Genomic DNA, 24,360 nt, shown 5'->3' on the forward strand with positions numbered 1-24,360 from the left:
TTCATTCCTCCATCCGACTCTCGCACGGATGTTTATCCTCGTTTCTGCTGAGCGGAATACGTACGCTTATTTCCGTCCCTTTCATCGGCTTGGACGCAATCGAGATCGTCCCATTGAGAGGGAGGACTCGTTCCCGCATACTGATCAGTCCGAGGCCACGCGGTGTTGCCGCTTCAACATCGAATCCCATTCCGGGGTCACGAACCCTCAACTCCAGGTGGCTTGCTGTGCCAAGGAGCGCCACTTCGAAGTCTTTTGCACCACTGTACTTCACCGCATTGTTAAGTGCTTCCTGCGTGATACGGAACAACGCAAGGCTCACTTCTCCCGGAATTGTCTTGGGTACACCACTATGCGAAAACTTAACCGTAACTTGATGGCTCCGTGCAAATTCACGGCGGAAACTCTCAATTCCTGCGGCCAATCCCAACAGGTCCAGACTCGCCGAATGCAAGTGGTGGGAAAGTGCTTGTATATCCGATGAAACCGACTTTGTTTCCTCCATGAGTTTGTGGACTTCGTCTCGCGTATCGGCCGCCAGTTCGGTGTTGTCAATCTTCTGGATCCCCATCGAAATCAGGGCGAGACGCTGGTTGATATTGTCATGAAGCTCCCGCGCAATCCGTTTGCGTTCATCTTCCTGGGCGTTGATCAGCCGCTGGGTCAGATTGCGTAAATTGTCTTCAGCGATTTTCTGCTCCGTAACATCCTTTAACGCCGTTAGTACATGTGCTGTGCCGCCGATATCAATCAGGTCTGACGACAAGAGGCCCACACGTATCTCCCCAGACTTTTTTCGAAACTTGTGTTCAACATCCCGGAGTTGTTCTTCGGCGAGAAGCCTGCTGCGAATGTATTCTCTCTGAGTGGAGTCAGCCCAAAGTTGTAACTCTTTTGCAGTCTGCCCGACTGTCTCTTGACGTGTGTATCCTGTCGCGGTCTCGAATGCATCGTTTACGTCAACAAACCTTCCGTCCAAGGTATTCAAGGCCATCGCAGTCGGTGCCGCGCGGAACAAGGTGAGAAACTTCTGTTCAGACTGGACCAATGCTTCCTCTGCATGCTTACGTTCCGTAATATCGCGGTCCATACCTCGATATCCGACAAACTCCTCGTATTCGTTAAATATAGGAACACCATTGGTCTCGAGCACAACACGCCTGCCATTCTTGTGCCGGTTGACGTTCTCCAGGTTATGGAATGGCTTGCGTTCTTTAGCGATTGCCTTAAATGCTTCAGCTACCCGCGATGCCTCAGGTTCGGGCATCAAATCGAATGGAGTTTTACCGAGAATCTCTTCAGGCCGGTAGCCCAGGATCTGAAAACATTGAGGACCGGCGTATGTATACCTCGCTTCGGAGTCGACTTCCCATATCCAGTCGTGAGAAGACTCTACAAGGTTGCGATACCTCATCTCGCTCTGGCGAAGTGCTCGCTCCGCAAGCTTCCGCTGGGTAATGTCTTGGACCGTTCCTCTCAGGTGAGTAATCTGACCGAGCTCATCCCGCACCACCTCGCCCCGATTGGTGAACCAGGCCTTTCTACCGTCGGGGTATCTTCCTTCGGTCTCCACTTCGTATGGAGTTCCTGTGCGCAACGTGTTCTGCACCGCACCGTCCAATCTCCGGAAATTGTCATCGTCGAAGAACTGAATGTAGCCAGCCAACACAATCATTTCTTCTGACCAGGTAATCACATCGGTTTGTGGATTCCATGTCCAGCTCCCGACAAGCGAAAGTCGTTGAGCTTCTGCCAATTCCGACGTTTTCCGCCGTAGATCTTCCTCCATCTGCTTGCGGGCTGTGATGTCTCTTATTGCTGATTGAGTGCCGATCAGTTTCCCATTTGGGCCATGGATGGGAACCACATCGACCCCCAGCCACATCCGTGTCTGATCGGATCGAAATCCCTGGTATTCGAAGTGCGTCGGTACGGATTACGAGATCGCCGCGTGCGTTCTTCTCCGCCTCAGCCCTTGCCGAAACCCAACGTTTACTCCCATCAGGACGCACCAATTCCAGGTCGAGGGTGTCGGTACGTCCGGTTCGGAAACACTCATCCCTGTTGGCCAATAGGCGATTCCAACTGTCGGCTGTGAAGGATTGCTCCAATTCATCAAATGAAGGTGGGGGAAGGCTGGGATCACGCCCGTGGATCCGATACATTTCGTCAGACCAAGTCACTGATCCGGCTTGCGGATCCCACGTCCAACTGCCAAGCTGGGCAAGTCGTTGCGCCTGTCGCAGTTCGCATTCTCTACGTCGGCGTTCCTCCTCTGCCTGCTTCCGCTCGGTAATGTCAAACGTTATGCCTGTCAGAAGCGGGCCCCCGGCGATGGTCCGGCGATATAACTCGCCGCGGGACATCACCCAACGTATCGTGCCATCAGGCCAAATGATCCGGTACTCACATTCGCCATCTCCTGCTTCTAAGATGGTATTGACTGTTGATTTCACAATCGACACATCCTCGGGATAGACAATGCTGATGTACTTCTCAAAGGAAAGTTCGTCTTTCGGGCCAAACTTAAATATTCCCCTCGATTGTTCCGTCGACCAAAGCTCACCAGAGGTAACGTTCAAGGTCCAGAACGCCACGTGTGCGCTCTGAGTGGTGAGATTCAGGCGTGCCTCGTCGTCGAGGAGTTTCTGCTCGGTGCGCTTTCGGTGAAGAGCATTTGCAAAAATGTCGGCAATGATCCTCAGTCGGTCTCGCTGTTCTTCAGACCACCTGTGCTCCGGGAGTCTACAGTCCAAACTCCATGCACCAATCGGCCTCTCACCGCCAGCTGAGAGCGGGAACACCAGAGCTGATCGGATGTTGAATCGCTTCCAACTCGCTACGTCGATGAATGCTTCGCGCGGAGCCTTCTGCGTATCCGTGAGGTAGATGACCTCCTTATTAAGAATCTTCTCCAGGCACCACGGAAAATACTCAGCCGCATTCAGGACTCGTGGTGCAGCCGACACCTGAGGATTCTGGAAGACATGGGTCAAAACCATCTTTGCAGGGTCGTCCGAAACCTGGTAAATCGTCGAATGGTCTACTTCAAGAGAAGTGCAGATGTTCCGGAGGGCATCCTCGATTTCGTCATCGATACGGTCGGCTGGTAAGTTGATGAACCGCGCCGAGATGGCAGCCAAACCTTTCAAAGCTCACCTTCCGGTGAAGCGGCACACTAGACTCCATTACTCTGCAGCGCGTCCGAATTCTAGCAATCTTTGTGATTTAACAACATGTTAATGTTCTGTACGTCAACAGGGTTTCGTGAGCGTGCAATCCGGATAACGAAAGGCCACTGGCGTTTTGAGATGATTGTGCCCGGCATGTTCGTCGTGATAGCGTCGTGAATGTATGGTGAAAGGGCGGGGAGCTTACCTCACTCCCCCGGAACATGATCCGCATTCTTGTAGTCGACGATGTCGAGGAGTGGAGAAAAGAAATTCGCTGCCTCCTCAATCCTGAGTCGAGCCTGTGTGTTGTCGGTGAAGCGGGGACTGGACTGGTAGCGATCGAAGAGACTGCGCGGCTAAAGCCGGATCTCGTACTCTTGGACATAGGCCTTCCAGACCTGAACGGAGTTCAGGTCGCACACCGTATACGCGAAGTGGCTCCCGACTCGAAGATAATTTTTGTGACTTTGAACGACGACGCAGATTCTGCAAACAGGCTCGTGCAAGACGGAGCGCACGGCTACGTGCTCAAGGCGAATCTCCAGAGCGAGCTTCTGATCGCAATTGCCCAGGTTATTGCAGGCGGGCGATTCATCAGCCCACAACTGATGAACTGACGCCTCTGAGCTTTGCACGTGCTGGTCTTTACAGTATTTCCATGAAAATTAGCTCAGTACCGAGAGATTCCCGGTAGGCCAACAACTTACCTTTGGAACAATCGGTAGCATCACGGGCACTCATCAGCTCTATTCAGTTGCGACAGCGAAGCGATTCCGTTGCAAGCGACTTCGGGTAAATGCAACCGCCCGTATCCCGAAAGAATTCATAGATCAGCAACAGCCCCGGGCCGGACAACACACGGTCCCAACTGACGTGATGGAAACGGTCGCGGAGATAGCGAAGCAGTTCGGTTTCTACCTCGTTATTCGGGGCGAAGTCGGCATGTCCGGCTTCGCTGGGCAGGGGAAGCGTATTCGACGCTCCTACATCGGCTGCGAGAATCATTGTGCTTGCCCTCGAAGACGGCATGCCCGTGAGTGATACGCGGCAGTTGCAACACAGCGTCGAGTTGTATCTAATGTGGCCACTTTCGCGGTATGCGGAGGAAGCGAACCAGCGACAACTTGAGTTACGCGATGCCGCGGCTAACCTGCGTTCGCTGCCGGCACGGTTTGCTCTTGACAGACGTCATTTTGGTCATTAATACGTTTCAATAGAGCACTTATGGAGTTCCATTGCAAGTGCTTTTCGCGGGAATCTTGAATGCCCGGCCTTCCTGAATCGGTAATGGCGAGCCCATGTGAGGACATGGCGTCAAAGTCGGCAGGGACGTTCAGAACAGGCGGACTTTGAACGGTGCGGATAATTCAACTCGGCATTCTGCTTTCTATTTCCATGACGGTCGTTCGTGCGTTTGGGCAAGCACCTGCCAGCCGGATCGATCTTCATACCGGCTGGACCCTTCAATCCTCATCTAAGGTCAAGGACGACGGCGCGACAATCTCTCGTGTCGGCTATCGCACGGACGGTTGGTACAAGATTACGGTGCCGGCAACAGTTTTGGCTGCCCAGGTTGCTTCCGGCGAATTCCCAGATCCGTACTTCGGGATGAACCTCCGCAAGATACCTGGCATGGCATATGCCATTGGGGCTCTCTTCGCGCACAAGCCGATTCCGCCGGACAGTCCCTACGCTTGTTCCTGGTGGTACCGAACCGAGTTCGCGTCGCCCGCGGGCAATCACAAGGTGGCTCTGCACTTTGACGGCATCAACAATCGCGCCAATATTTGGCTGAACGGGAAGAAAATTGCCGACGCGAAGGACATCGCCGGCGCTTATCGGACATACGAATTCGATATCACCCCGGACATCGCACCGCACCAAAGCAATGTACTGGCAGTCGAGGTCTTTTCGCAGACGCAAAACGATCTCGGTATCAACTGGGTGGACTGGAATCCCACGCCGCCGGACAAGGACATGGGACTGTGGCAGGCCGTGTACCTGACCACGAGCGGTCCGGTCGAAATACGTTACCCAACGGTCGAAACCCATTTGCCCAACGGAGACAAGTCGCCCGCAGAATTGTCGGTCCTGGCCGAACTTAAGAACCTGACCGACCAACCGGTTACCGGAACCTTCCTCGCCGAACTGCCGGAACTAGGCCTCGCAGTAAAGAAGTCGATCGCGTTGGATGGCCGCGAAACGAAGTCCATTACACTCACGCCTGGAGAATTCCCGCAACTCGCCGTCAAGAACGCACAACTGTGGTGGCCCGCGCAGATGGGCATACCATTCCTCTACCGTTTGCACACTTCATTTACCGTGAGTAACACGATTTCCGATTCAGCCACCTCCCGAATTGGCATCCGTGAGGTCACCTCCGAGATGACTCCGAAAGGGGCGAGGCTATACAAGGTTAATGGCAAGCCGATCCTCATTCGAGGTGGCGGCTGGGCACCCGACATGCTGCTACGCCAAAATTCCGTGCGGCTGCGAAACGAATTTCAATATGTGCAGGACATGAACCTGAACACCATCCGCCTGGAAGGCAAACTGGAAGACGATGAATTCTTCAATCTCGCGGACGAAAAGGGAATTCTCGTCATGGCAGGGTGGTGTTGCTGCGATCTTTGGGAAGAGTGGGAGCGGTGGAATGGCGATCAACTGGCAGTTGCAACGGAGTCGCTTCGAAGTCAGAGCCTGCGTTTGCGCTCTCACCCGAGCCTGTTGATGTGGTTGAACGGCAGCGATGGTCCACCCCCGGCAAACGTTGAAGCCGCCTACCTGCAGGTGTTGCAGGAAACGCAGTGGCCCAATCCCATCGAATCTTCAGCATCACAAACGCCCGCCGAGCTCACTGGAACCTCCGGCGTGAAGATGACCGGGCCCTATGACTATGTCCCGCCCAGCTATTGGTACATAGACCAGCAACACGGCGGCGCCTATGGCTTCAACACGGAGACAGGGCCCGGACCTGCGATTCCGACCGCAGGCTCACTTGCAAAATTTATCCCAGCAGACCACCTGTGGCCCATCGACGACATCTGGAATTTCCACGCAGGGAGTGGCAATTTCAAGAACCTCAACAAGTTCAACTCCGCACTCACGGCGACGTACGGCGAGGTGACGAGCCCGCAGGATTTCCAACGCAAGTCGCAAGCCATGACCTATGACGCAGAACGCGCGATGTTCGAGGCTTACTCCCGCAATAAGTACACATCGACAGGCGTAATCCAGTGGATGCTGAACAATGCCTGGCCTTCCCTGATCTGGCATTTGTATGACTACTACCTGCAACCGGCGGGCGGATACTTCGGTACCAAGAAAGCGAACGAGCCTGTTCACATCCAATACTCTTACGACGACCGCTCAATCGTGGTCGTGAATAGCACGTATCATCCAGTGGCGGGTCTCGAGGCTTCGGCCCGCCTTACAGATGTAAACCTTAAGGAAGAGTTCGCTCAGAGGGTGCCGGTTACAATCGGTCCTGACGCTGTTAAGACTGTCTTCTTGCTTCCCGATCCTCCGGCAGGATCAACTAACGTCCATTTTCTGCAACTGAGGCTAACCGACGAAAAGGGTGCGCTCATCAGCACGAACTTCTATTGGCTTTCCACGAAGAAACCGGAATTCGACTGGCCAAAGACAACGTACGTTTCTACTCCGATTACTTGGTACGAAGATTTCACCGCACTGGCATCCTTACCGCAGGTGCGATTGAACGTAACGTCCAGCCTGCATTCAGAAACCAGTGGAGACGTGGTCCACGTTCATGTAAAGAACCCGTCGAAGACCCTTGCACTCCAGGTTCGCCTCGCAATCGACTCGGACAACAACGGCACGGAAATACTTCCGGTGCTCTGGCAAGACAACTACATCTCCCTGATGCCGGGTGAAGAACGGACGCTCAAGGCGAAACTCCCCGACCGCCACTTGGCCGGAAGTGGGCCCGTAATCTCGATTTCCGGATGGAACATCCAGTCAGAAACGATTGCGATCGGGCCAACATCCCAACGCAAGAATTCTGCCATCAACCAGGTCAGGTTTTCACCTTGAATACACACTGAATTACATCGCTCACAAATCTAATTTTCGATAGTCAGAACTAAGGCACTCGCGTCCCACAGCAGAGAGCCGCGGAAGTATACTGGCACCAGCAACTCGCGTCGGTATCTCCATCGGGGAGATGCGGAATCACGTGGGTCGTAGCAGCGCGACCTGTCGCGCACGGAGGTTGAGGAGACATGATGAGATTCAGAGTGAGCCTCGGGTTGATTATCGCCATCTGCCTCGCCAGTTCGCTGGCTTGGTCGGATTCCTTGGAACTCAAGAATGGCAGCCTGATCAAGGGCAAGTTCATTAGTGGCACCGATACCCAGATTACGTTCCAGGTTGGCTCATCCCGCCAGACCTACAACATCTCCGATATCGCGTCGCTAAAGTTCGATTCCGACCGGTCCGCCGCCGAAGTGCCGGCCGCGGCTCCCAGGCCCTCAACCGGTTCCGAAGGCCTCGTTCCACGACCTCCCGCCAAGATGGAAAGTGCTGTCGCGCGGTCGTCGAATTTTGTCACCATTCCGGCGGGAACTCGCATCTCCATCCGGACGATTGACGGCATCGACTCCACGCAGAACCAGGTCGGAGATCGTTTCCAGGCCTCTCTGGAAGAACCAGTCGTTGTCAATGGTGAAGAAATCATTCCGAAGGGTGCGGACGTTTACGGACAACTGACCCAGTCGAAAGCGAGCGGCACCTTTGCCGGCCAGTCGCAACTCGGACTTGAACTCACAGGAATCGTCGTGAATGGTCGCACCGTTCCAATCTCCACAGGTGAGTACGAAGTCTCGGGTAAATCGCGCACTGCGAGTACAGCGAAACGAACCATTGGAGGAGCCGCGGTTGGATCCATCATCGGCGCCATTGCAGGCGGCGGCAAAGGTGCTGCGATCGGTGCTGGTGTCGGAGGCGGAGTAGGCGCTGGTTCACAGGTCATCACCAAGGGTGACCAGGTAAAGGTTCCGAGCGAAACCCTGCTTGACTTCACGCTTCAACAGGACGCCATGGTTCCGGCGCCCGCACAGTAATGATTCGGCGGCACGGACGCGAGCACGATGCGAGCGTCCGTGCCATGTTCGCCTGGCAGGTACTCGCAAGCCCCCGCCTCACTATCCTCTGTGACATCAGGAATCATGCTGCTCTGTGACAAGAAGCATGCCCCGATTTCCCGCCGCTGCACGATAATGGCTCCCGTCGAGGCACTCGTCTGTCGCTGGTGCTGGGGGTAAACGTATGAAGGCTTATCTCGTCGTCACCGTCAATTCCGGAAAAGCGCGCGACATCGCCCGTGTCATCTCCTCATTACCGGGCGTTCTGATGGCCGACGCATGCTGGGGTGTCGGAGACGTCTTCGCAGTCCTCGAGTTTCCCAACTGGTCCGATCTCAACAATGTCGTCCTGGAAAAGATCCACCACACGCCCGGAGTTACCCACACCGAAACCCACGTCGCCATCCAGGACTGAACAGGCGATAACTGCAGGGTCGATGGGTTTGGATAGTTCGCGGAGCGTGAAAGGGTTAGCTACTTGCGGCTCGCCCTCATTTCGACGTTGTCACGCCTCAGCGTCTTCCGTCCTTTGCGTTTCTCCTCCACCTCCACTCGTAATTACCTTCGCGTCCCCTGCGTCCTCTGCGTTAATCTTTGTGTGTGGAAACTCGTGCCCTTATCCTCTCCCTTCGTTTGGCGCTGATCGTTTCCCTCGCCTTGCTTGTGCTCGGACTTCCGCTCGCCTACTGGATTGCGTACTCGCGCCGCAGCTGGAAATTCCTGGTAGAAGCAGTGGTGTCGCTGCCCCTGGTGCTCCCACCCACCGTTCTTGGCTTCTATCTTCTCGTCGCCCTGGGTGCGCAGAGTCCTCTGGGTCGCTGGTGGCAAAGTCTCACCGGGCACACATTTGCCTTCACCTTTGAAGGTCTCGTCATCGGATCGATCATCTATAGTTTTCCCTTCGCGGTTCAGCCATTCGCCGCATCGTTCGCCGCCGTTGATCGTAAACTTCTCGCCGCTTCCGCCACTCTCGGTGCGTCGTCGTGGAAGACCTTTCGCCGCGTCATTTTGCCGCTTTCGTTGCCCGGCGTAATCACCGGCTTCACGCTTTCATTCGCGCACACGCTGGGAGAATTCGGTGTCGTCCTCATGATCGGCGGCAACATTCCGGGTGCGACCCGCACAATCTCTATCGCCATCTACGACGACGTTCAGGCGCTCGATTACGCCACCGCAAACCACGCCGCGATATTCCTTTTGCTTGTTTCGTTTATCGCGCTCGCTCTCGTTTATGGGCTCAATCGCGGGCGCTCTTCACTTCGAGGGGCCACCCGTTGAGCGCAAAACTCCAGGCCGGGCCTTCGCAGGCACCAAACTCGCGAACCCTCTTCGCCTCCATCGATCTCGCGCATGGGAGTTCCTTCCGGCTGCAACTCGAAGTCACGCAGGCACCCGGCATTACCATCCTGTTCGGTGCCTCCGGGGCAGGGAAGACGACGCTGCTGGAAAGTCTCGCCGGACTGGTAAGTCCCGATCGCGGCCGAATCGTGGTCGGCGACACTACGTTGTTCGACAGCGATCAGCGCATCAACATCGCGCCGCAACGCCGCCGCTGCGGTTACCTGTTCCAGACTCTCGCCCTGTTCCCGCACATGACCGTACAGGAGAACATCGAGTACGGCCTCTCCGCGCTGCCAAAGTCCGAACGCCGTTCGCGCTCCAACGCAATCCTCGAGTCCTTCCACGTTGCCCCCCTCGCCCATCGTAAGCCCGAGAGGATCTCCGGCGGCGAGCGTCAGCGTGTCGCTCTGGCCCGCGCCCTCGTCACTGACCCCGCTTTCCTGCTCCTTGACGAACCTCTCTCCGGGCTGGACGCCGTCAGCAAAGGCCGCATTATTGACGACCTTCGAGCGTGGAACTGCGATCACAACATTCCCATCCTCTATGTAACCCACGATCACAACGAAGCATTCGGTCTCGGCGACCGCGTACTCGTACTCGAATCAGGCCGCATCGTCGCGGAAGGTACGCCGCACCAAGTGCTCGACAGCCCCCGTCGCGAAACCGTTGCACAACTAGCCGGTTTCGAAAATGTCTTCGATGCAGTTGTCCAGGCACAGCATGAACACGACGGAACTATGACCTGTCGCCTCGTCCCACCGCCTGCCCGACAATCGTCAGCAGATTTGGGTAAAGACCACAAAGCTCTTGAACGCTTCTTCGTCGAATCCGGAATCGGCGGACGTAGCCCGCTTCCACAAAGTCAGGCGCCTGCACCCCATGTCACGTTGGAGGTTCCGCTCTCGCGCGTCGAACCTGGGCAGGAACTTCACGTCGGAATCCGCGCTGGCGACATAATGATCTCAGTTGAACGTCCGAGTGGCCTCAGCGCGCGCAACCTGATTCCGGCTGAGATTCTTTCCATCACCCTTCAGGCCGCGACCGCAATCCTCGATACTACGGCCAGCGAAGATCGCTCGATCCATTTCATTGCGCACGTGACTCCCCGCGCCGTGGAATCTCTGAAATTGTCGGTTGGAGACATGATCTGGCTGGTGCTGAAAACTCATTCCTGCCACGTCATGAAGAACGAGGATTACTTTAAGTAGGGTTTACATTCGTTGTTTGCCCGAACGCCCATTGGCACGATTTCAGAACCCCACAAACACCGGCTCGGGAACCAATTCAACCCCAAACCCCTCCCGAACCGCGCGCTGAATTTGATCCTTCAGCGCGATGATCTCCGCTGACGTGGCTCCGCCACGGTTCACGATCGCCAGAGCATGCTTGCGTGAAATCCCGACTCGGCCCGACGTGAACCCCTTCGCGAATCCGCTCTGCTCCACCAGCCACGCCGCTGCGAGTTTCACCCGCCCCTCGCCCGCCGGATACCTCGGCGGCACCAAGCCCCTCGGGGCCACCTGCTCCGCGACCCTCTGGTATGTGGCCAAATTGACGACCGGATTCTTGAAAAACGATCCCGCGCTCCTGCAATCCTCATCGCCTTCAACAATCAGCATTGCTTTGCTTCGCCGAATCTCCCGCACCGCATCGCGAACCTCGCTCAGCGATGCCCGGTTTCGCCCGGCAAAACGCTTCTGCAAATCTGCGTATTCAATCTTCGGACGTCCACCTTGCGTAAGAGCAAACGTCACCCGCGTAATCACGAACCTTTCGCGATCCACCGTGTTGAACCGGCTGGTCCGGTAGGCGAACCCACACTCTTGATTCGTGAAGTCGCGATACTCACCGTTCGCCAACTCCAGCGCGCGAACCTCAACGATCGTCTCGCTAACATCCTGCCCGTATGCGCCGACGTTCTGCACTGGCGTTCCGCCCACTGTCCCCGGAATGCCGCTCAGGCACTCGATCCCGGCGCAATCAGCGGCGACGGCACGCGCCACCAGCGTATCCCAATCCTCGCCTGCGCCAACCTCGAAGACCTCGCGGCCACCTTCACTTCGCTGCTTCACTCCGCGCAGCCCCACTCGCACTGTCAGTCCCGGCCACCCCGCATCAGAAACCACCAGGTTGCTCCCGCCGCCAAGAACAAACAGTGGAAGCCTGCACTCGCCGGCCCACTCCACCGCAGCCCGCAATTCTTCCTCGGTAAGCGCCTCCGCAAACCATCGCGACGCCCCGCCGACTCCCAACGTAGTCATCGGCCCCAGTGGTAGGTTTTCCGAGAATTGCATGATCCCAATATAAATCCCCGCCCCCATCGCGCCAGCATCTCGCCTACGTGGCCCGGGGGATGCCTCTCGCCCATGGTAGGGGAGCCCTCTCGCCCCCTTACTACTCCCCCGAACCCAATCCCCGCTCGTCAACATCTAACACCACGTACTAATCTCAGGAGGACTCCGGATGCCGATGTACCCCGAACTGATGGTGATCCCCATGCGCGAAGAATTGACGCGCCTGGGCGTGAAGGAAGTGCGCAGCGCTGACGCAGTCGACGAGGCCCTGAAAGAGAAGGGCACGACCATGCTGATCGTGAATTCCATCTGCGGATGCGCTGCTGGAAAGATGCGCCCCGCCGTGCGTCTCGCGCTCCAGCAGTCCTCAGCGAAGCCTGACCAGAGCATCACCGTGTTCGCGGGACAGGATCAGGAAGCCACTGTTCGCGCCCGAATGTTCTTTGTCGGACAGGCACCATCGTCGCCATCCATCGGCCTCCTGCGCGACGGCAAACTCGTCTATTTTATGCCGCGCTCAGCCATTGAATCTCGCGACGCCCTTGCGATCGCCAGCGAACTCTCCGCCGCCTTCCAGCAACACTGCACCGAGCAGGTGCAGGGATAGGGTATCGTCCTGAGCGAAGCGGGTTTGCATGAGAGGTGCGAACCCGCGTAGACGAAGGATCTTTTGTTCCTCTTCGAGGTGCAATCGCAGTTGGCGTGTTCCTACTGCTTCTCCGCCACTTTCAAAGCCTGCCGCGCCGCGATGTCCTTCGGATTCAACTCCACCGCCCGCTTCAGTCGTTCCGCTGCTTCCAACTTCTGCCCATCTTGCAGCAATGCAATCCCCAGGAAGAAATTCTCACCGAACCCGTTCGGCTCCAACTGATAAGCCTTCCGGAACGTCGCCACCGCATCCGCGCTCTGCCCCAAATCCAGATAGGTTGATCCCAGCGTGAACAAGTACGCTTTGTTTTTAGGATCCATGTCCACGGCTTTCCTGCACGGTGCAACCGCTTGGTCCGGTTGCTTATTCTTCAGATACGCCCCGCACAACGCCGCCGAGTACCGCGCATCCTCCGGATGATCCGCCACCAGTTGCTTCACCACCGCGATCTCTTCCGGATACTTCTTCAGCGCATCCAGGTATGTCCCGTACTCCACCGCCAGCCTCTCATCTTTCGGGTTCTGTTTGAGCGCCCGCTGATAAGCCGCCATGGCGTCCTTCGTCTTGCCCGTCCGTGCGAATCTTTGTGCCTCGAGCCGCGGAAGTATTGGTGCATATTTGCTTCGTGCGTAGAGTGCCCCCGCCGTGATCAACGCAAGTGCCGACGCGAACACCACCAGCGCCTGGCCCGTCTTCTTTCTCTCCTCTTCCACCGTGTACGACGGCAGGAGTGCCCCGACCACGACTCCCATAATCAATCCGCCTACGTGCGCGGCATTATCGATGATCGGAACCCCCGCTCCAATTGCCAGGTTCACAAATACGAACACGACGATGCTGCCCAGCGCTCCCTTCATCGCCATCGCGATCCGCGGATTCTTCTGGAACTTCAGCGCCGGAATCAAAGCACCCGCCACTCCAAAGATCGCGCCCGACGCGCCAACCCCAACCTCGGCCGGGTGCCACCAGGCACTCGCCACCGAACCCGCCAGTCCGCACAAAAAATACAGTATGAGGAAGTTCCGTCGTCCGTAGAGAATCTCCGCCAGCAGTCCAATATTAAACAGCGCCCACATGTTCGTCCCGATGTGCAGCAGATTCCCGTGCAGGAACATTGAGGTGACCAGCCGCCACCACTGCCCTGAGAACACCTCCACCCCAGAGTCCGCTCCCAGCTTCATCAATACTGGTAGCGTGATCTCCTCGCTGTGGCTCATCGCCATCTCGATCAGGAACACGATCACGCAGATCACAATGATGGCCGCCGTCGGCGAGTGTCGCAGAAATCCGTAGTTCCGCCTTGGCCGCGGTGCCGGCGGCGGAAGTTCCTGCGCAAAGTACAGTGGTGCCCCGCACCGCGGACACTGGTTTGGCAGCGGGTGCATGCCCGGCGGAAATTCGAACCGGCACTCGGGACAATGAATCGCCATGTTAGTGTTGTTGCGCTTGTTGCGGCTCCATCCCTTTGATCACCACCGAACGCGGTTGGGCTCCCGTCGCGATCATCGTGAACAGTCGAGGATTCGGCCCGGTGACCTTCTTATCCATGCGTTTGTCCAGTCGCAGAACGGCCGTGTCGCCCGACCCGGAGTCTCCCACGAACAGCATTGTCTCTCCCGGCGAGAGTGCCAGGGCATCCGGGCCGTCGCCCACGCGCACGCTCACCAGCATCTTCCGCGTGGTGATGTCGAAGACAGCGACAGTATCCGACGCCATATTGCTCACGTAGAGCAGGGAATTGTCTGCGCTCACCACTGCGTCCGCCGGATCGTCGCCCGCAAGAAAACTCTCGCTCACTTCATTGGTCGCAGTGTTGATCGCCGAAATCGTGTGCGCGTTGTAGTTGCACACGAAGACCTCGCCGCCATCCGGCTTCAGAGCCAGGCTCACCGGAGTCCCGCCGACTTTCAGCAGCGCCAGCACCCGAGCGTTCTTCAGGTCTACCGCCGCGACCTCATTCGCTCCCGTACACGCCACGAACGCCTTCGACTCGTCCGGCAGGATGGCAATATCTTCCGGGTTGCGGCACGTTGCCACTGTCGACCGGAGTTTGCGACTTTCACCGTCGATAATGCTGACCGAGTCCGACCCGCGATTCGATACCACCACAATGCTTCCGTCGCGCGAAACCTTCGCCAATCCCGGCTGCAACCCGACCCCGATCGTCGCCGCCACCCGGTGCTTATCCAGGTCAATCACGCTGACTGTATTCGAACCCGCGTTCGCGACATATCCCCAGCGCCCGTCGTGGGTCACGGAAATGTAGTAAGGCGTCCGTTGCACCGCGATCGTCCCCGTCACCTGGTTCGAATGCGAGTCGATCACGGACACCGTGCCCGACTCCGTATTTACCACATAAACTTCCGGCTTCTTCGGATTCGCCGCCAGCCCCGTCGGGCTCTTGCCCACATTCAACGTCCGAACCGGTTGCATCGTTGCGAGATCAATCACGGTCACAGTGTTGCTTTTCCCGTTAGCCACATACGCATACGCGGGTTCCCCGCCGGTAGGCTTGCGACGACACGCCCCTGCTGTCAATAGCAGAAGGAAAATGAGGATCAGAAGTGGGGCCCCACATCTGCGCGCTGTTCGCAGACGTGGGTCGCTTCTCTTGGATTCTGTATCTTTGGAAGGTACGTTCACGGCCTCGCCGTGCCTGTCGCGGTCACGGTTGCTCCAACATTCTGCATCCTGCTCGACTGCGGCTCCGCGACTGTGCGATTCACAACCGGCGCGATCAACCTGACCTGCGCCATCAGTTCGTCAAACTGCTCGGGGAATAGGGACTGCGCCCCATCCGACAATGCGCGGTCCGGATCATGATGCACTTCCACGATGAATCCATCCGCCCCCACCGCAACTCCCGCGCGCGTCAGCGGCGTCACCTTGTTTCTCTTGCCCGTCCCATGACTCGGATCGACCAGGATGGGCAAGTGGCTCAACCTCTGCACCGCCGGAACCACGCTCAGGTCCAGCGTGTTCCGCGTGTGATCCGCGAAGGTCCGCACCCCGCGTTCGCACAAGATAACCTCGTAATTCCCCTCGCTCATTACGTACTCGGCCGCCATCAAAAACTCTTCCAGGGTAGCGCTCATCCCGCGCTTCAGCAGCACCGGCTTCCGTGCTCGCCCCGCGCGCTTCAGCAGCGAGTAGTTCTGCATGTTGCGCGCGCCAATCTGGATCACATCCGCCCACTCCTCTACCAGTTCCAGCGACTCGTGATCCACAGCTTCCGTTACGATACGCAGTCCATACTGGTCGCGAACCTGCGCCATGATCTTCAGCCCCTCCAGCCCGAGCCCTTGGAACGTATACGGCGACGTACGCGGCTTGTACGCTCCCCCGCGGAAAAACTTCACGCCCTGCTTCGCGATGCGCTCCGCCACTGCAAACGCCTGGTCATGGTTCTCAATCGCGCACGGCCCCGCAATGACCCCCAGCTCCTGCCCGCCAATCGACGCCTCTTCCTGAGCCGCCCCCAGCGGTGGAAACTTCACCACTGTCTTATCTTCTTTAATGTCCTTGCTGACGAGTTTGTAAGGCTTGCTGACACGTATGACTTCCTGCACGCCCGGCAGCTCTTCCAGCGGCGCAGGATTCACCTCTCCCTGGTTGCCGGTGATACCGATTGCCGTTCGCTGAGCGCCGGGAATGGAATGCGGCCGAAAACCCAGCGACTCGATCTTGTCACAAACCGCCCGGACCTGATCCTCGGTCGCGTGGGCCTTCATTACTACAAGCATGGAATTACCTCAGAATCCCTAAACTTTAAAGCATTTACAGGGATCGCGGCAAGGCTGGCAGCGTCCGGGCCACTGCGCAGAACGGCTGCAGTCTGCTAACCCGAAGCACACCTCCTGTTACCAGTTCATGACCAAGTCACATCTCGCGGTGATCCCTGACCTAGCATGCGAATGGCACGTAAGTGCTAATTTGTCCCCATTACTTAGGGGCCATTCGTTCAATTTCAGGCGCATTTCCACGGACTAAAGGGAGGACCCAATGTCTCACCTCCGTTCGCTTCTGGTTCTGTTGGCCTTCACCGCGACCGCTATCGCCCAGTCATCCGATACGACCTCTGTAGCCGGTATCGTAAAGGACATCACTGGAGCCGTGGTTCCAGGCGTAGAGGTCACCGCAACCAACATCGAATCCAGCGCGATGCGAACCACCGTCACCGATTCGACAGGCGCGTATTTCTTCGCACAACTAAAGCCCGGCAGTTATCGAATCAAGGCAACGCACACTGGTTTCAAGACCGTCACCCGTGATGTTCAACTGCTTGTTGCCTCACCAGGCACCGTTGATTTCGAAATGCCCGTTGGCGCCACCAACGAAATGGTCGAGGTAGCAGCATCCAACGTTACCGTTAACACCTACGACGCGACCGTCGGCAACGCCATCGGCGAAAACGCCGTGAAGACTCTGCCGTTCCTCGCGCGTAATGCCGCGTCGCTTCTGACCCTCCAACCGGGCGTCATTCAGACCGGCGCATCTGATACCGATCTGTTATCCATGGGCTCGACGCGCAACCTGGACGAGCGTGACGGTGCCGTGAATGGCGTCCGTTCCAACCAGACCAACGTTACCGTCGATGGCATTGACTCCAATAACTGGGAGACCCAGGCCGCCTTCAGCAGTGCTCTCCCCGTGACCCTCGACTCCATCCAGGAATTCCGCGTTACCACTTCCAACGCGAATCCCACCGAGGGCGTCTCCGGTGGAGCGCAGGTCGCGCTGGTCACCAAGAGCGGAAGCAACAATTGGCACGGAAATCTCCGCTGGTATCACCGCAATACCGCGACCGCCGCCAATTCCTATTTCAACAACCTCAATGACATCGAGAAACCGAAGTTGATGCGACACATCGGCGGAGGCTCACTGGGTGGCCCTATTAAGAAGAACCGTGCGTACTTCTTTGTGGATTACGAATTCCGTCGGGATCGCAGCGAAGAGGGCGTACGCCGATACGTGCCAAGCGACATTCTGAAGTCCGGCAACCTCATCTATGCCGTCGACAGCTCCATAGAAGGCTTCAATTCCAGCGACCCCAATCTGTTCCCCTGCCCGAACGGCAACGGGGAATTCTGCCGTACGCTCACAGGATCTGACCTTGCTGCAATTGATCCTGCCGGACTCGGTGTCAACCCCGCGATGCTCAACTACATGGCGCAGTATCCAACGGGAAATGATCCGACCCAGGGTCTCGATGCAGGCTTGAGCTTCACCGGTTTCCGCTTCAACTCACCATTGAATACCGACAATCATGTCTGGACCTCGCGTCTCGACTTCAACCTGACGCAAGACGGTAAGCACACGCTTTATTGGCGCGGCACGCTTGGTAACATCAGGACCGCTCTCGCACCGTCCCAATTTCCTGGACAGGACACCTCATCCACGTTGCGAAACAATACCAAGGGCTTCGCAATGGGATACACCGCGCAACTCTCCGATACCCTGATCAACACCGTCCGCTACGGACTCACCAGGCTGGGCATATCGGAGTCCGGATCCGGTGGTTCCGCGTTCTCGGTGCGGAGTTTCTCTGACGTCCGCGATTTCGCTTATCGGCCCCTCGCGCGCCAAATCCCCATCCACGACATCAAGGACGACCTGACATGGATGAAAGGCTCGCATTCTTTCCAACTCGGCGGGTCCATGATGTTCACTCGCGCACATCGCTCGAGCTATAACCTCAGCTATCCTGCGTTCAGCGTCAACAATGGTTTCTGCGCGGCACAGTGCAGCGAGCCGCTCACAGCCCTCACAGAGGACGCCGACCCCAGTAATGATCCGCTTGATGCGAACTCTTTTGTGCGGGCATTCATGATGTTGACGGGGCCGATCACCCAGGTCAACGCCAGTTATCTCGTCGATGCCAAAAGCAAAGAGTTTCTGCCATCGGGCAGTCCACTCGATCGTCACTATGCAGCCAATGACTTCGAGCTTTATTTCCAGGACACATGGCGGCTCAAACAGAACCTCACCTTGACGGCCGGACTGCGCTGGAGCTATTTCAGCCCGGTCTGGGAGACGAATGGCAACATGGTTCGTCCTACGGTCGATGTCAGCGATTGGTGGGCACAGCGAGTCTCCGATCAACTCGCCGGAATCCCGTCTGACGCAATGCCACTGCTGCAATTCGATCTCGCCGGAAAGGCGAACGGAAAATCCGGCTGGTGGAATCCGGACCACAACGACTTTGCTCCACGCGTCGCCCTGGCTTGGAGCCCGCCCTATGACAGCGGCATTTTGAAAGGTCTCTTCGGAGGCCCCGGCAAGAGTTCCGTCCGCCTCGGTGCCGGCATGTTCTACAACCGCTTCGGCGGAGCACTTGCTGTAACCACCGACAACGCTGGTTCACCCGGCATGTCGAACGCCCTGATTTCCAGCGCGGGGGCATTCGGCCTGGATACCACGCCCGGGGGCTGGGCGATGGCTCCGCGATTCTCCGGAACCTGCGACGCAACCGGTTGCACCGGCCTGCCCGATGTGAGCGACTTCATCACTCCGCCGACCACCGCTTCCTTCCCCTTCACGCCCGATGCATCGACTGCCTGGGAAGGCTTCATGGTCGACAACAACCTTCGAACACCTTATTCCATCAATCTCACCTTCGGCATTCAGCGCGAATTGCCGTGGAAGATGGTCCTTGACACCAGTTATGTCGGCACTCTCGGACGCAAGCTGATGGTGAAGCCCGACCTTGGACAGTTCTATGGCCTGTTCACCGATCCTGCCTCCAAACAGACCTTCTGGGGAGCCTACAACCAACTGGTCGATTACCAGGGGCCCGATCCTTACAATCCAACCGTCAATCCGTACAGCGTGGCCGCATTGTCTTCCATCCCAAACATTGCGTTCTTCGACAATGTAATGCCGAATCTCCCCATCTACCTGGCGAACTTCCTGGGTGAGGCCGATATTCCGTATTCCACTCTGACACCGACCCAGGCCTACTACGCCATGTTCACCACCAACACCTACGCGTCGTATGCCGATCCAGTCGGGTTCATCTTCGACGTTCCGCCCGCATTTGGTGCCGGCAGTCCCTACTCGAGCACTCTCGATCCACAAGGCAATGGTCTTGTCCTGTTCCACCCGCAATTCCAGTCCATACCAACCTGGATGAACTGGGGGAACTCGCACTTCCATAGCCTGCAGATCGGGTTGCGACGCAACTTCGGCGCTTACACCTTCGGCGCCAACTATGTCTGGTCCAAGTCGATCGACAACGGTTCCTCACCGGAGAATGCCGACCTGTTCGGCGTCAACGGTTCGCTCACCGGCCAGATGACGAACGCGCTTTTCCCCGCCGGAGATCGAGGCCTTTCCGACTTCGATGTCCGTCACAACTTCAACGCCCACTGGATTATCGACATGCCATTCGGCGAAGGACGTCCGCTGGGCAGAAATGCCAAGGGCCTGTTGAACCAGATTATCGGCGGTTGGCAGTTTGCCGGCGATTGGCGCTTCCGTACCGGCTTCCCGCTGAGTCCGGGCAACGGCTTCAACTTCGCAACCAACTGGTATCTCACGCCGCCTGGCACGCAGACGGCAGCAATCGCGTCGAGCGTCACCAAGAAGGATCCTGATGGAGTTCCCAATCTCTTCAGCGATCCGAACGCGATCATCAGCAAACTCGCCTACACGCGTCCGGGCGGCGTCGGTACCCGTAATGCCGTTCGCGGGCCCGCCTACTCGAATGTAGATACGGGCTTGCACAAGGAATTCAAGCTCCCCATCGAGGGACACTCACTCGAATTCCGCTGGACCGTGTTCAACGCATTCAACACCGTAAACTTCAGCCCGGGCGACATCGATTTCGACATCGAAGCAGGTGCGACTTTCGGTCGCATCTATTCCACCGCCGGCCCGCGTGGCGGCGCGCGCGAAATGGAGTTCGCTCTCCGTTACTCCTTCTAAACAAAAAGATCCGGGACGAGCAATCGCCCCGGATCTTTCCATAGAAAAATCGGCTTCTTAAAATCGACGTTCGAGGTCAACCCACGCGTCTCAAATCGCGCTCTAGTCGTTGCTCGCCCTCGGAACGCGTTCCGTGATCCTCTGTCCAGTGCTCTCCAGGATGTGCGCCTTCGGCCCAAGGTCAACGAGCCAGAACCGCTGCCCGTCGTCCAGCAGTTGCATTCCTATCGCGTAGTCGCTGGCGTTCCTGCGCATGGGCTTGGACCAGACCACAACCGCCCGTGCGCGTTTCTTCTTGTACTCGAGCACTACGTCGCGACCCGCATCGAGGTTGAAAGGTAGAACCACCTTTACGCCCGAAGCGCTGATGTCCATGGTGTGTACAAAGTGAGTATCGGCTTCCGTACCGATCGTGATCTTCAAAGGCAGAATGGCGGCCAAACGGGGAGATTTGTCCATAATTAGTTCCGGACCGCTATGGAAACACATCCCCAGCCCCCGCGCACGGTTACCAAAGACGCATGTAAGACACGGAAATGCCTTCGTACTAACGATCACTTGATTAACGCAGAATCGATTTCGGGTGCCCCATTCAAACCGTATTTCGGCTCGAGTTGGATAGTTCCTTAGGAAACCCGATCTTTGTGTACTCCACTCGGGGTGCCCCATTCTAAATGCCCTCTTTTGGCGTTCAGGGTGGGGTAGTTCTCTGCATGATCTATTGCGCGAGTACCAGTTCCAGCGTCGTCTCTTTCCTCTTCGCCGTCTTAAGCCCCCTCACATACTTCGCATTCGCCTTCGACGTGTACTTCGCCGCATACGCCTCGTCCGCGGCATCGTTAACCCGTTGACTGCGGAGCGGAACTCCGCGAACCGGCACCTCGAGATCGCCAATTCACACGCCCCCGCGGCTCTGAAAGAAACGCCCGATACCACCCCTTCGGCTTATCGTTCCACGACCGCACAATCACCCGCCCCTCAACAACCACCACCCACACAGCAATGAACCGATGATTGCCCGAGCGGATATACAGGTATTTCGTGGCTTCGAAAGCGGTAAGAGCTTGAGTCTGGAAGGACTTATTCATCAAAGCGACTCTCAAGCAACCGAACTTTAAAAAACCTGGCCCTCACACCCGGACCTTAGTGCAACTGTCGGATCAACCATGGCAGCCTTTAGAGCGGGAATAATGCTCGCGGTTAGGGTGATCGTTGTAACCATCAGAATTACGGTCGCGAATACGGCCGGATCGGCAGGGGAAATGCCCCAGAGCTGATTCGCGATGAACCGACCAGTCGCGTTGCTTGCACCTATGCCAAGCAGCACGCCAACTGCAACCACTCTCATATTGCGCCCGAGAACAGTCCGCAGAATGTGGTGTCGTTGGGCTCCGAGTGCGGTTCGGATTCCGAATTCATAAGTCCGCAACGACACCTCATAAGCGGTCACACTGAATAACCCGACCATCACCAGAACCAGCGCGATACCTGCCAGCGGCGCGAACATTCGAACCGACATCTCAGGAGTGGCATAAGTGAATTCTTGGAAGTACTGCGCCAATGGCCGATAGACCCAGAAAATTTCGTTCGGGTCCACGCTCCACACCTGTTCCTGGATCGCGTGCATCATCGAAGCCGGATCGACCCTTGTCTTCACGAGCACGACCACACCGCCGCTCAGCAGAGGCGGCGTAAACGCCATTGGCATCGCTGGTTGTTGGAGACCGCCATTCTTGACGTCGGCAACCACGCCAATGATTCGGAAATATGCGTCGTGTTTCGGTGCATCCCCTTCATGCAGCCAACTTTTAACCAACAATTGTTTGCCTACAGGATCGTCATCGCCAAACAAATCGCGACTGAGCTTCTGAGTCAAGACAGTAACAAGCCGTCGGCCCTGCACTTCGTCGCGAGTGAACCAGCGGCCACGCAGCAGCTGAAATCGAAGAGCATTGAGGCAGTTTTCGTCGCACTCGTTGATTCCCGACTCTTCCGAACGCGCATTGCCCGGTGTCGAAACCTGCGGGCCGGTCGTTGGTCCATAACCCGGGATCGTGTTGTCGATGGCGACAGACTCAACCCCTGGCAAGCGCCCAATCCGTTCCATCATGGACTGTAGCTGAGCTTGCCACGCGGCACTCGCCATGCGCGCACGGTCGGGAACGTAGTCATGACCGCGAACAGGGCCGAATACCATGAGCAGTAGGTTGTCGGGGTCAAAACCCAATGGGACATGCGTTAGCCGGTATAGACTACGCGTAAATAGTCCCGCGCTTACAAGCAGTACCAGTGACAACGCCACTTCGCCCATGACCAGCAGCGAGCGCACCTTGCGACTGCGCCGGGAATCAGCTGAGCGGTTCCTGCCACTTCCGGTAAGGTATTTCTGCGGGTTAGTGCGCCACGCATAAGCCGCAGGAGCGATTCCGCAGATAAGAGTGGTAATTGTCGCTGATGCGACTGCGAACAGCAGAACGGGCATGTTGAGCCCAATCGCAAGTTCCGCGGAGAGATCGGCCAACGCAGGCTGATGAAGTATCGTATTGGCAGCCCGCGCTCCGAACCATGCCATGCCGCATCCCAGCAGAGAAGCAGCGATCGCCAGCACCGCGGCTTCTATCAGTAGCTGGAATGTGATCCTCGAACGGGACGCTCCCAGCGCTGATCGAACCGCCATCTCCCGCTCCCGTATCGAAGCGCGCGACATCAGCAAAATGGCGATGTTCGTGCAAGCAATGACAAGAACCATTACGGCCGCCGCGAGCAATGCCCAAAGCATTCTCTTCATGTCTGCGCGGAAGATCGCACCCGACGACGACGCTAGGCGGTAATCGGTAAGAGACTCGATGCCAGTTGTGAACCGTTTAGGAAAATCATCCGGATGCTGCTGGGCAATCCGGCGAACAATCACATCCAGCTCCGCTGATGCGCTCTTGATACCCACTCCAGGCTTTAAACGCGCCAGCAACCGGACTGCCGCATAATGAGGACCCGCTGTCGTGGACGCCGATGTGAATGGAATCCATACCTGGTTCAGAATGCCGGCACGAGAGAATGCCTCGAACTGAGGCGGCATTATGCCGACGAGCGTCCGCGGCTCTCCATTCACGATGAAGCTCTGTCCCACTAACCGAAGATCGCCGTGGAACTCGCGTGTCCACGTGCGATAGCTCATTACGAATATCGGGGCAGCATCCGGGTTCCCGTCTCCCGGCACAATGCCGCGGCCCAGAAGTGGCGGTACGCCGTAAAACTGAAATGCGTCATCGGTGACGAGTCCGGAAAAGAGCTGAAATGTCTCAGCGCCATTGCTGAGCAGCACGCTCCCGCCCGACTCATATCCGACTACCTGCTCAAAAATGTCATTATCGCGACGGATTACGTTCAGGTCGGCCAGCTTGCATGACAGCGTCTCCGCCTGCTTCGTTACTCCCGCCCATTCACCCGGAGCATGGATGACGGGCACCACCAGGCGATTCGCGTCTTTAGCCGCGATCGAATTAAAGAAAACGTTGTAGAAGACACTGAACATCACCGTCGATGCGCCGATGCCCACTGCGAGCGCACCGATGGCCGTCGCTGCGAAGCGCGGGTGTTGACGTAGGTTGCGCAATGCATACCGCAGGTCTTGCTCGACGCGCTCGTACAGAGCGCCCGCCCGAATGCTGCGCACCTTCTCCTTAACCAATTCAATGCCATCGAGTTCTATGCGAGCAGCGCGCCGGGCGGCATTCGGATCCATACCGGCCGCGATCTTCTCGTCAATCAGCAAATCGAGACTCGCCTGCAATTCATCATCGAGCTCGCGTTCCACGCTGTCGCGTTGAAATAGATTGCGGAACAGACTCAACAGGCGATGCATTCCAATGCCT

Annotated in this window: 17 protein-coding genes; 8 read left to right on the plus strand and 9 right to left on the minus strand. The window is 57.1% G+C overall.

Annotation, left to right across the window (positions count from 1 at the left end):
* Nucleotide 1 precedes the first annotated feature (1 nt).
* Nucleotides 2-1,885, minus strand: a complete 1,884-nt coding sequence (locus ROO76_13195; GenBank protein MDT8069114.1) for a PAS domain S-box protein — start codon at nt 1,883-1,885, stop codon at nt 2-4.
* Between the two features lie 1,509 nt (nt 1,886-3,394).
* Here ROO76_13195 and ROO76_13200 point away from each other — a divergent pair.
* The gene (locus ROO76_13200) at nt 3,395-3,790 is read left to right on the plus strand and encodes a response regulator transcription factor (GenBank protein MDT8069115.1); all 396 of its coding nucleotides are present in this window, start codon (nt 3,395-3,397) and stop codon (nt 3,788-3,790) included.
* 133 nt (nt 3,791-3,923) lie between these two features.
* Here ROO76_13200 and ROO76_13205 read toward each other — a convergent pair whose 3' ends face one another.
* Nucleotides 3,924-4,178 carry a glucokinase gene (locus ROO76_13205; protein MDT8069116.1) on the minus strand — a complete coding sequence of 85 codons (255 nt, stop codon included), beginning with the start codon at nt 4,176-4,178 and terminating at the stop codon, nt 3,924-3,926.
* Nucleotides 4,179-4,529: 351 nt separating this feature from the next.
* Here ROO76_13205 and ROO76_13210 point away from each other — a divergent pair, with 351 nt between their 5' ends.
* From ROO76_13210 to ROO76_13230, 5 genes are all read left to right on the plus strand, one after another.
* Nucleotides 4,530-7,229 (plus strand): beta galactosidase jelly roll domain-containing protein, encoded by a 2,700-nt coding sequence (locus tag ROO76_13210; protein ID MDT8069117.1) that lies wholly within the window; start codon nt 4,530-4,532, stop codon nt 7,227-7,229.
* Between the two features lie 188 nt (nt 7,230-7,417).
* Nucleotides 7,418-8,257 carry a hypothetical protein gene (locus ROO76_13215; protein ID MDT8069118.1) on the plus strand — a complete coding sequence of 280 codons (840 nt, stop codon included), beginning with the start codon at nt 7,418-7,420 and terminating at the stop codon, nt 8,255-8,257.
* Nucleotides 8,258-8,462: 205 nt separating this feature from the next.
* A complete protein-coding gene (locus tag ROO76_13220) occupies nt 8,463-8,693 on the plus strand; it encodes an Lrp/AsnC ligand binding domain-containing protein (GenBank protein ID MDT8069119.1) in 231 nt (76 codons plus the stop codon).
* Nucleotides 8,694-8,878: 185 nt separating this feature from the next.
* A complete protein-coding gene (gene modB / locus ROO76_13225) occupies nt 8,879-9,556 on the plus strand; it encodes a molybdate ABC transporter permease subunit (GenBank protein MDT8069120.1) in 678 nt (225 codons plus the stop codon).
* Nucleotides 9,553-10,827 carry an ATP-binding cassette domain-containing protein gene (locus ROO76_13230; GenBank protein ID MDT8069121.1) on the plus strand — a complete coding sequence of 425 codons (1,275 nt, stop codon included), beginning with the start codon at nt 9,553-9,555 and terminating at the stop codon, nt 10,825-10,827. The genes modB and ROO76_13230 overlap by 4 nt, the downstream gene beginning before the upstream one ends.
* Before the next feature lie 42 nt (nt 10,828-10,869).
* Here the strand turns inward: ROO76_13230 and ROO76_13235 are convergent, their stop codons facing one another.
* A complete protein-coding gene (locus ROO76_13235) occupies nt 10,870-11,913 on the minus strand; it encodes a UDP-N-acetylmuramate dehydrogenase (protein ID MDT8069122.1) in 1,044 nt (347 codons plus the stop codon).
* A 175-nt stretch (nt 11,914-12,088) separates the two neighbouring features.
* Between ROO76_13235 and ROO76_13240 the strand changes: the two genes are divergently transcribed.
* On the plus strand, nt 12,089-12,520 hold the full coding sequence (locus ROO76_13240; GenBank protein MDT8069123.1) for a BrxA/BrxB family bacilliredoxin: 432 nt from the start codon (nt 12,089-12,091) through the stop codon (nt 12,518-12,520).
* Between the two features lie 101 nt (nt 12,521-12,621).
* On the opposite strand, the gene ROO76_13245 is transcribed toward ROO76_13240, so the two are convergent.
* The 3 genes from ROO76_13245 to aroF all read right to left on the minus strand — a co-directional run bounded on the left by ROO76_13245 (nt 12,622) and on the right by aroF (nt 16,305).
* Nucleotides 12,622-13,992, minus strand: coding sequence for a rhomboid family intramembrane serine protease (locus tag ROO76_13245; GenBank protein ID MDT8069124.1), 1,371 nt, complete (start codon nt 13,990-13,992; stop codon nt 12,622-12,624).
* Between the two features lies 1 nt (nt 13,993).
* Nucleotides 13,994-15,043 (minus strand): beta-propeller fold lactonase family protein, encoded by a 1,050-nt coding sequence (locus ROO76_13250; GenBank protein MDT8069125.1) that lies wholly within the window; start codon nt 15,041-15,043, stop codon nt 13,994-13,996.
* Nucleotides 15,044-15,201: 158 nt separating this feature from the next.
* The gene (gene aroF, locus ROO76_13255) at nt 15,202-16,305 is read right to left on the minus strand and encodes a 3-deoxy-7-phosphoheptulonate synthase (protein MDT8069126.1); all 1,104 of its coding nucleotides are present in this window, start codon (nt 16,303-16,305) and stop codon (nt 15,202-15,204) included.
* A gap of 259 nt (nt 16,306-16,564) precedes the next feature.
* Here aroF and ROO76_13260 point away from each other — a divergent pair, with 259 nt between their 5' ends.
* Complete coding sequence (locus ROO76_13260) at nt 16,565-20,488, plus strand: carboxypeptidase-like regulatory domain-containing protein (GenBank protein ID MDT8069127.1); 3,924 nt, start codon at nt 16,565-16,567, stop codon at nt 20,486-20,488.
* Between the two features lie 102 nt (nt 20,489-20,590).
* Here ROO76_13260 and ROO76_13265 read toward each other — a convergent pair whose 3' ends face one another.
* The 3 genes from ROO76_13265 to ROO76_13275 all read right to left on the minus strand — a co-directional run bounded on the left by ROO76_13265 (nt 20,591) and on the right by ROO76_13275 (nt 24,350).
* Nucleotides 20,591-20,947, minus strand: coding sequence for a PilZ domain-containing protein (locus ROO76_13265; GenBank protein MDT8069128.1), 357 nt, complete (start codon nt 20,945-20,947; stop codon nt 20,591-20,593).
* A 259-nt stretch (nt 20,948-21,206) separates the two neighbouring features.
* Nucleotides 21,207-21,368 (minus strand): hypothetical protein, encoded by a 162-nt coding sequence (locus ROO76_13270; GenBank protein MDT8069129.1) that lies wholly within the window; start codon nt 21,366-21,368, stop codon nt 21,207-21,209.
* A gap of 234 nt (nt 21,369-21,602) precedes the next feature.
* Entirely contained in the window at nt 21,603-24,350 is a 2,748-nt protein-coding gene (locus ROO76_13275) for an ABC transporter permease (protein MDT8069130.1), read from the minus strand.
* Between the last annotated feature and the right edge of the window lie 10 nt (nt 24,351-24,360).

This window comes from Terriglobia bacterium (genome assembly GCA_032252755.1).
Taxonomy (GTDB): domain Bacteria; phylum Acidobacteriota; class Terriglobia; order Terriglobales; family Acidobacteriaceae; genus JAVUPY01.

Coding starts and splice junctions, on each gene's coding strand:
- ROO76_13195 (MDT8069114.1), bottom strand. CDS start 1,885: ATGTGGCTGGGGGTCGATGTGGTTCCCATCCATGGCCCAAATGGGAAA.
- ROO76_13200 (MDT8069115.1), top strand. CDS start 3,395: ATGATCCGCATTCTTGTAGTCGACGATGTCGAGGAGTGGAGAAAAGAA.
- ROO76_13205 (MDT8069116.1), bottom strand. CDS start 4,178: ATGATTCTCGCAGCCGATGTAGGAGCGTCGAATACGCTTCCCCTGCCC.
- ROO76_13215 (MDT8069118.1), top strand. CDS start 7,418: ATGATGAGATTCAGAGTGAGCCTCGGGTTGATTATCGCCATCTGCCTC.
- ROO76_13220 (MDT8069119.1), top strand. CDS start 8,463: ATGAAGGCTTATCTCGTCGTCACCGTCAATTCCGGAAAAGCGCGCGAC.
- ROO76_13235 (MDT8069122.1), bottom strand. CDS start 11,913: ATGCAATTCTCGGAAAACCTACCACTGGGGCCGATGACTACGTTGGGA.
- ROO76_13240 (MDT8069123.1), top strand. CDS start 12,089: ATGTACCCCGAACTGATGGTGATCCCCATGCGCGAAGAATTGACGCGC.
- ROO76_13245 (MDT8069124.1), bottom strand. CDS start 13,992: ATGGCGATTCATTGTCCCGAGTGCCGGTTCGAATTTCCGCCGGGCATG.
- aroF (MDT8069126.1), bottom strand. CDS start 16,305: ATGCTTGTAGTAATGAAGGCCCACGCGACCGAGGATCAGGTCCGGGCG.
- ROO76_13260 (MDT8069127.1), top strand. CDS start 16,565: ATGTCTCACCTCCGTTCGCTTCTGGTTCTGTTGGCCTTCACCGCGACC.
- ROO76_13265 (MDT8069128.1), bottom strand. CDS start 20,947: ATGGACAAATCTCCCCGTTTGGCCGCCATTCTGCCTTTGAAGATCACG.
- ROO76_13275 (MDT8069130.1), bottom strand. CDS start 24,350: ATGCATCGCCTGTTGAGTCTGTTCCGCAATCTATTTCAACGCGACAGC.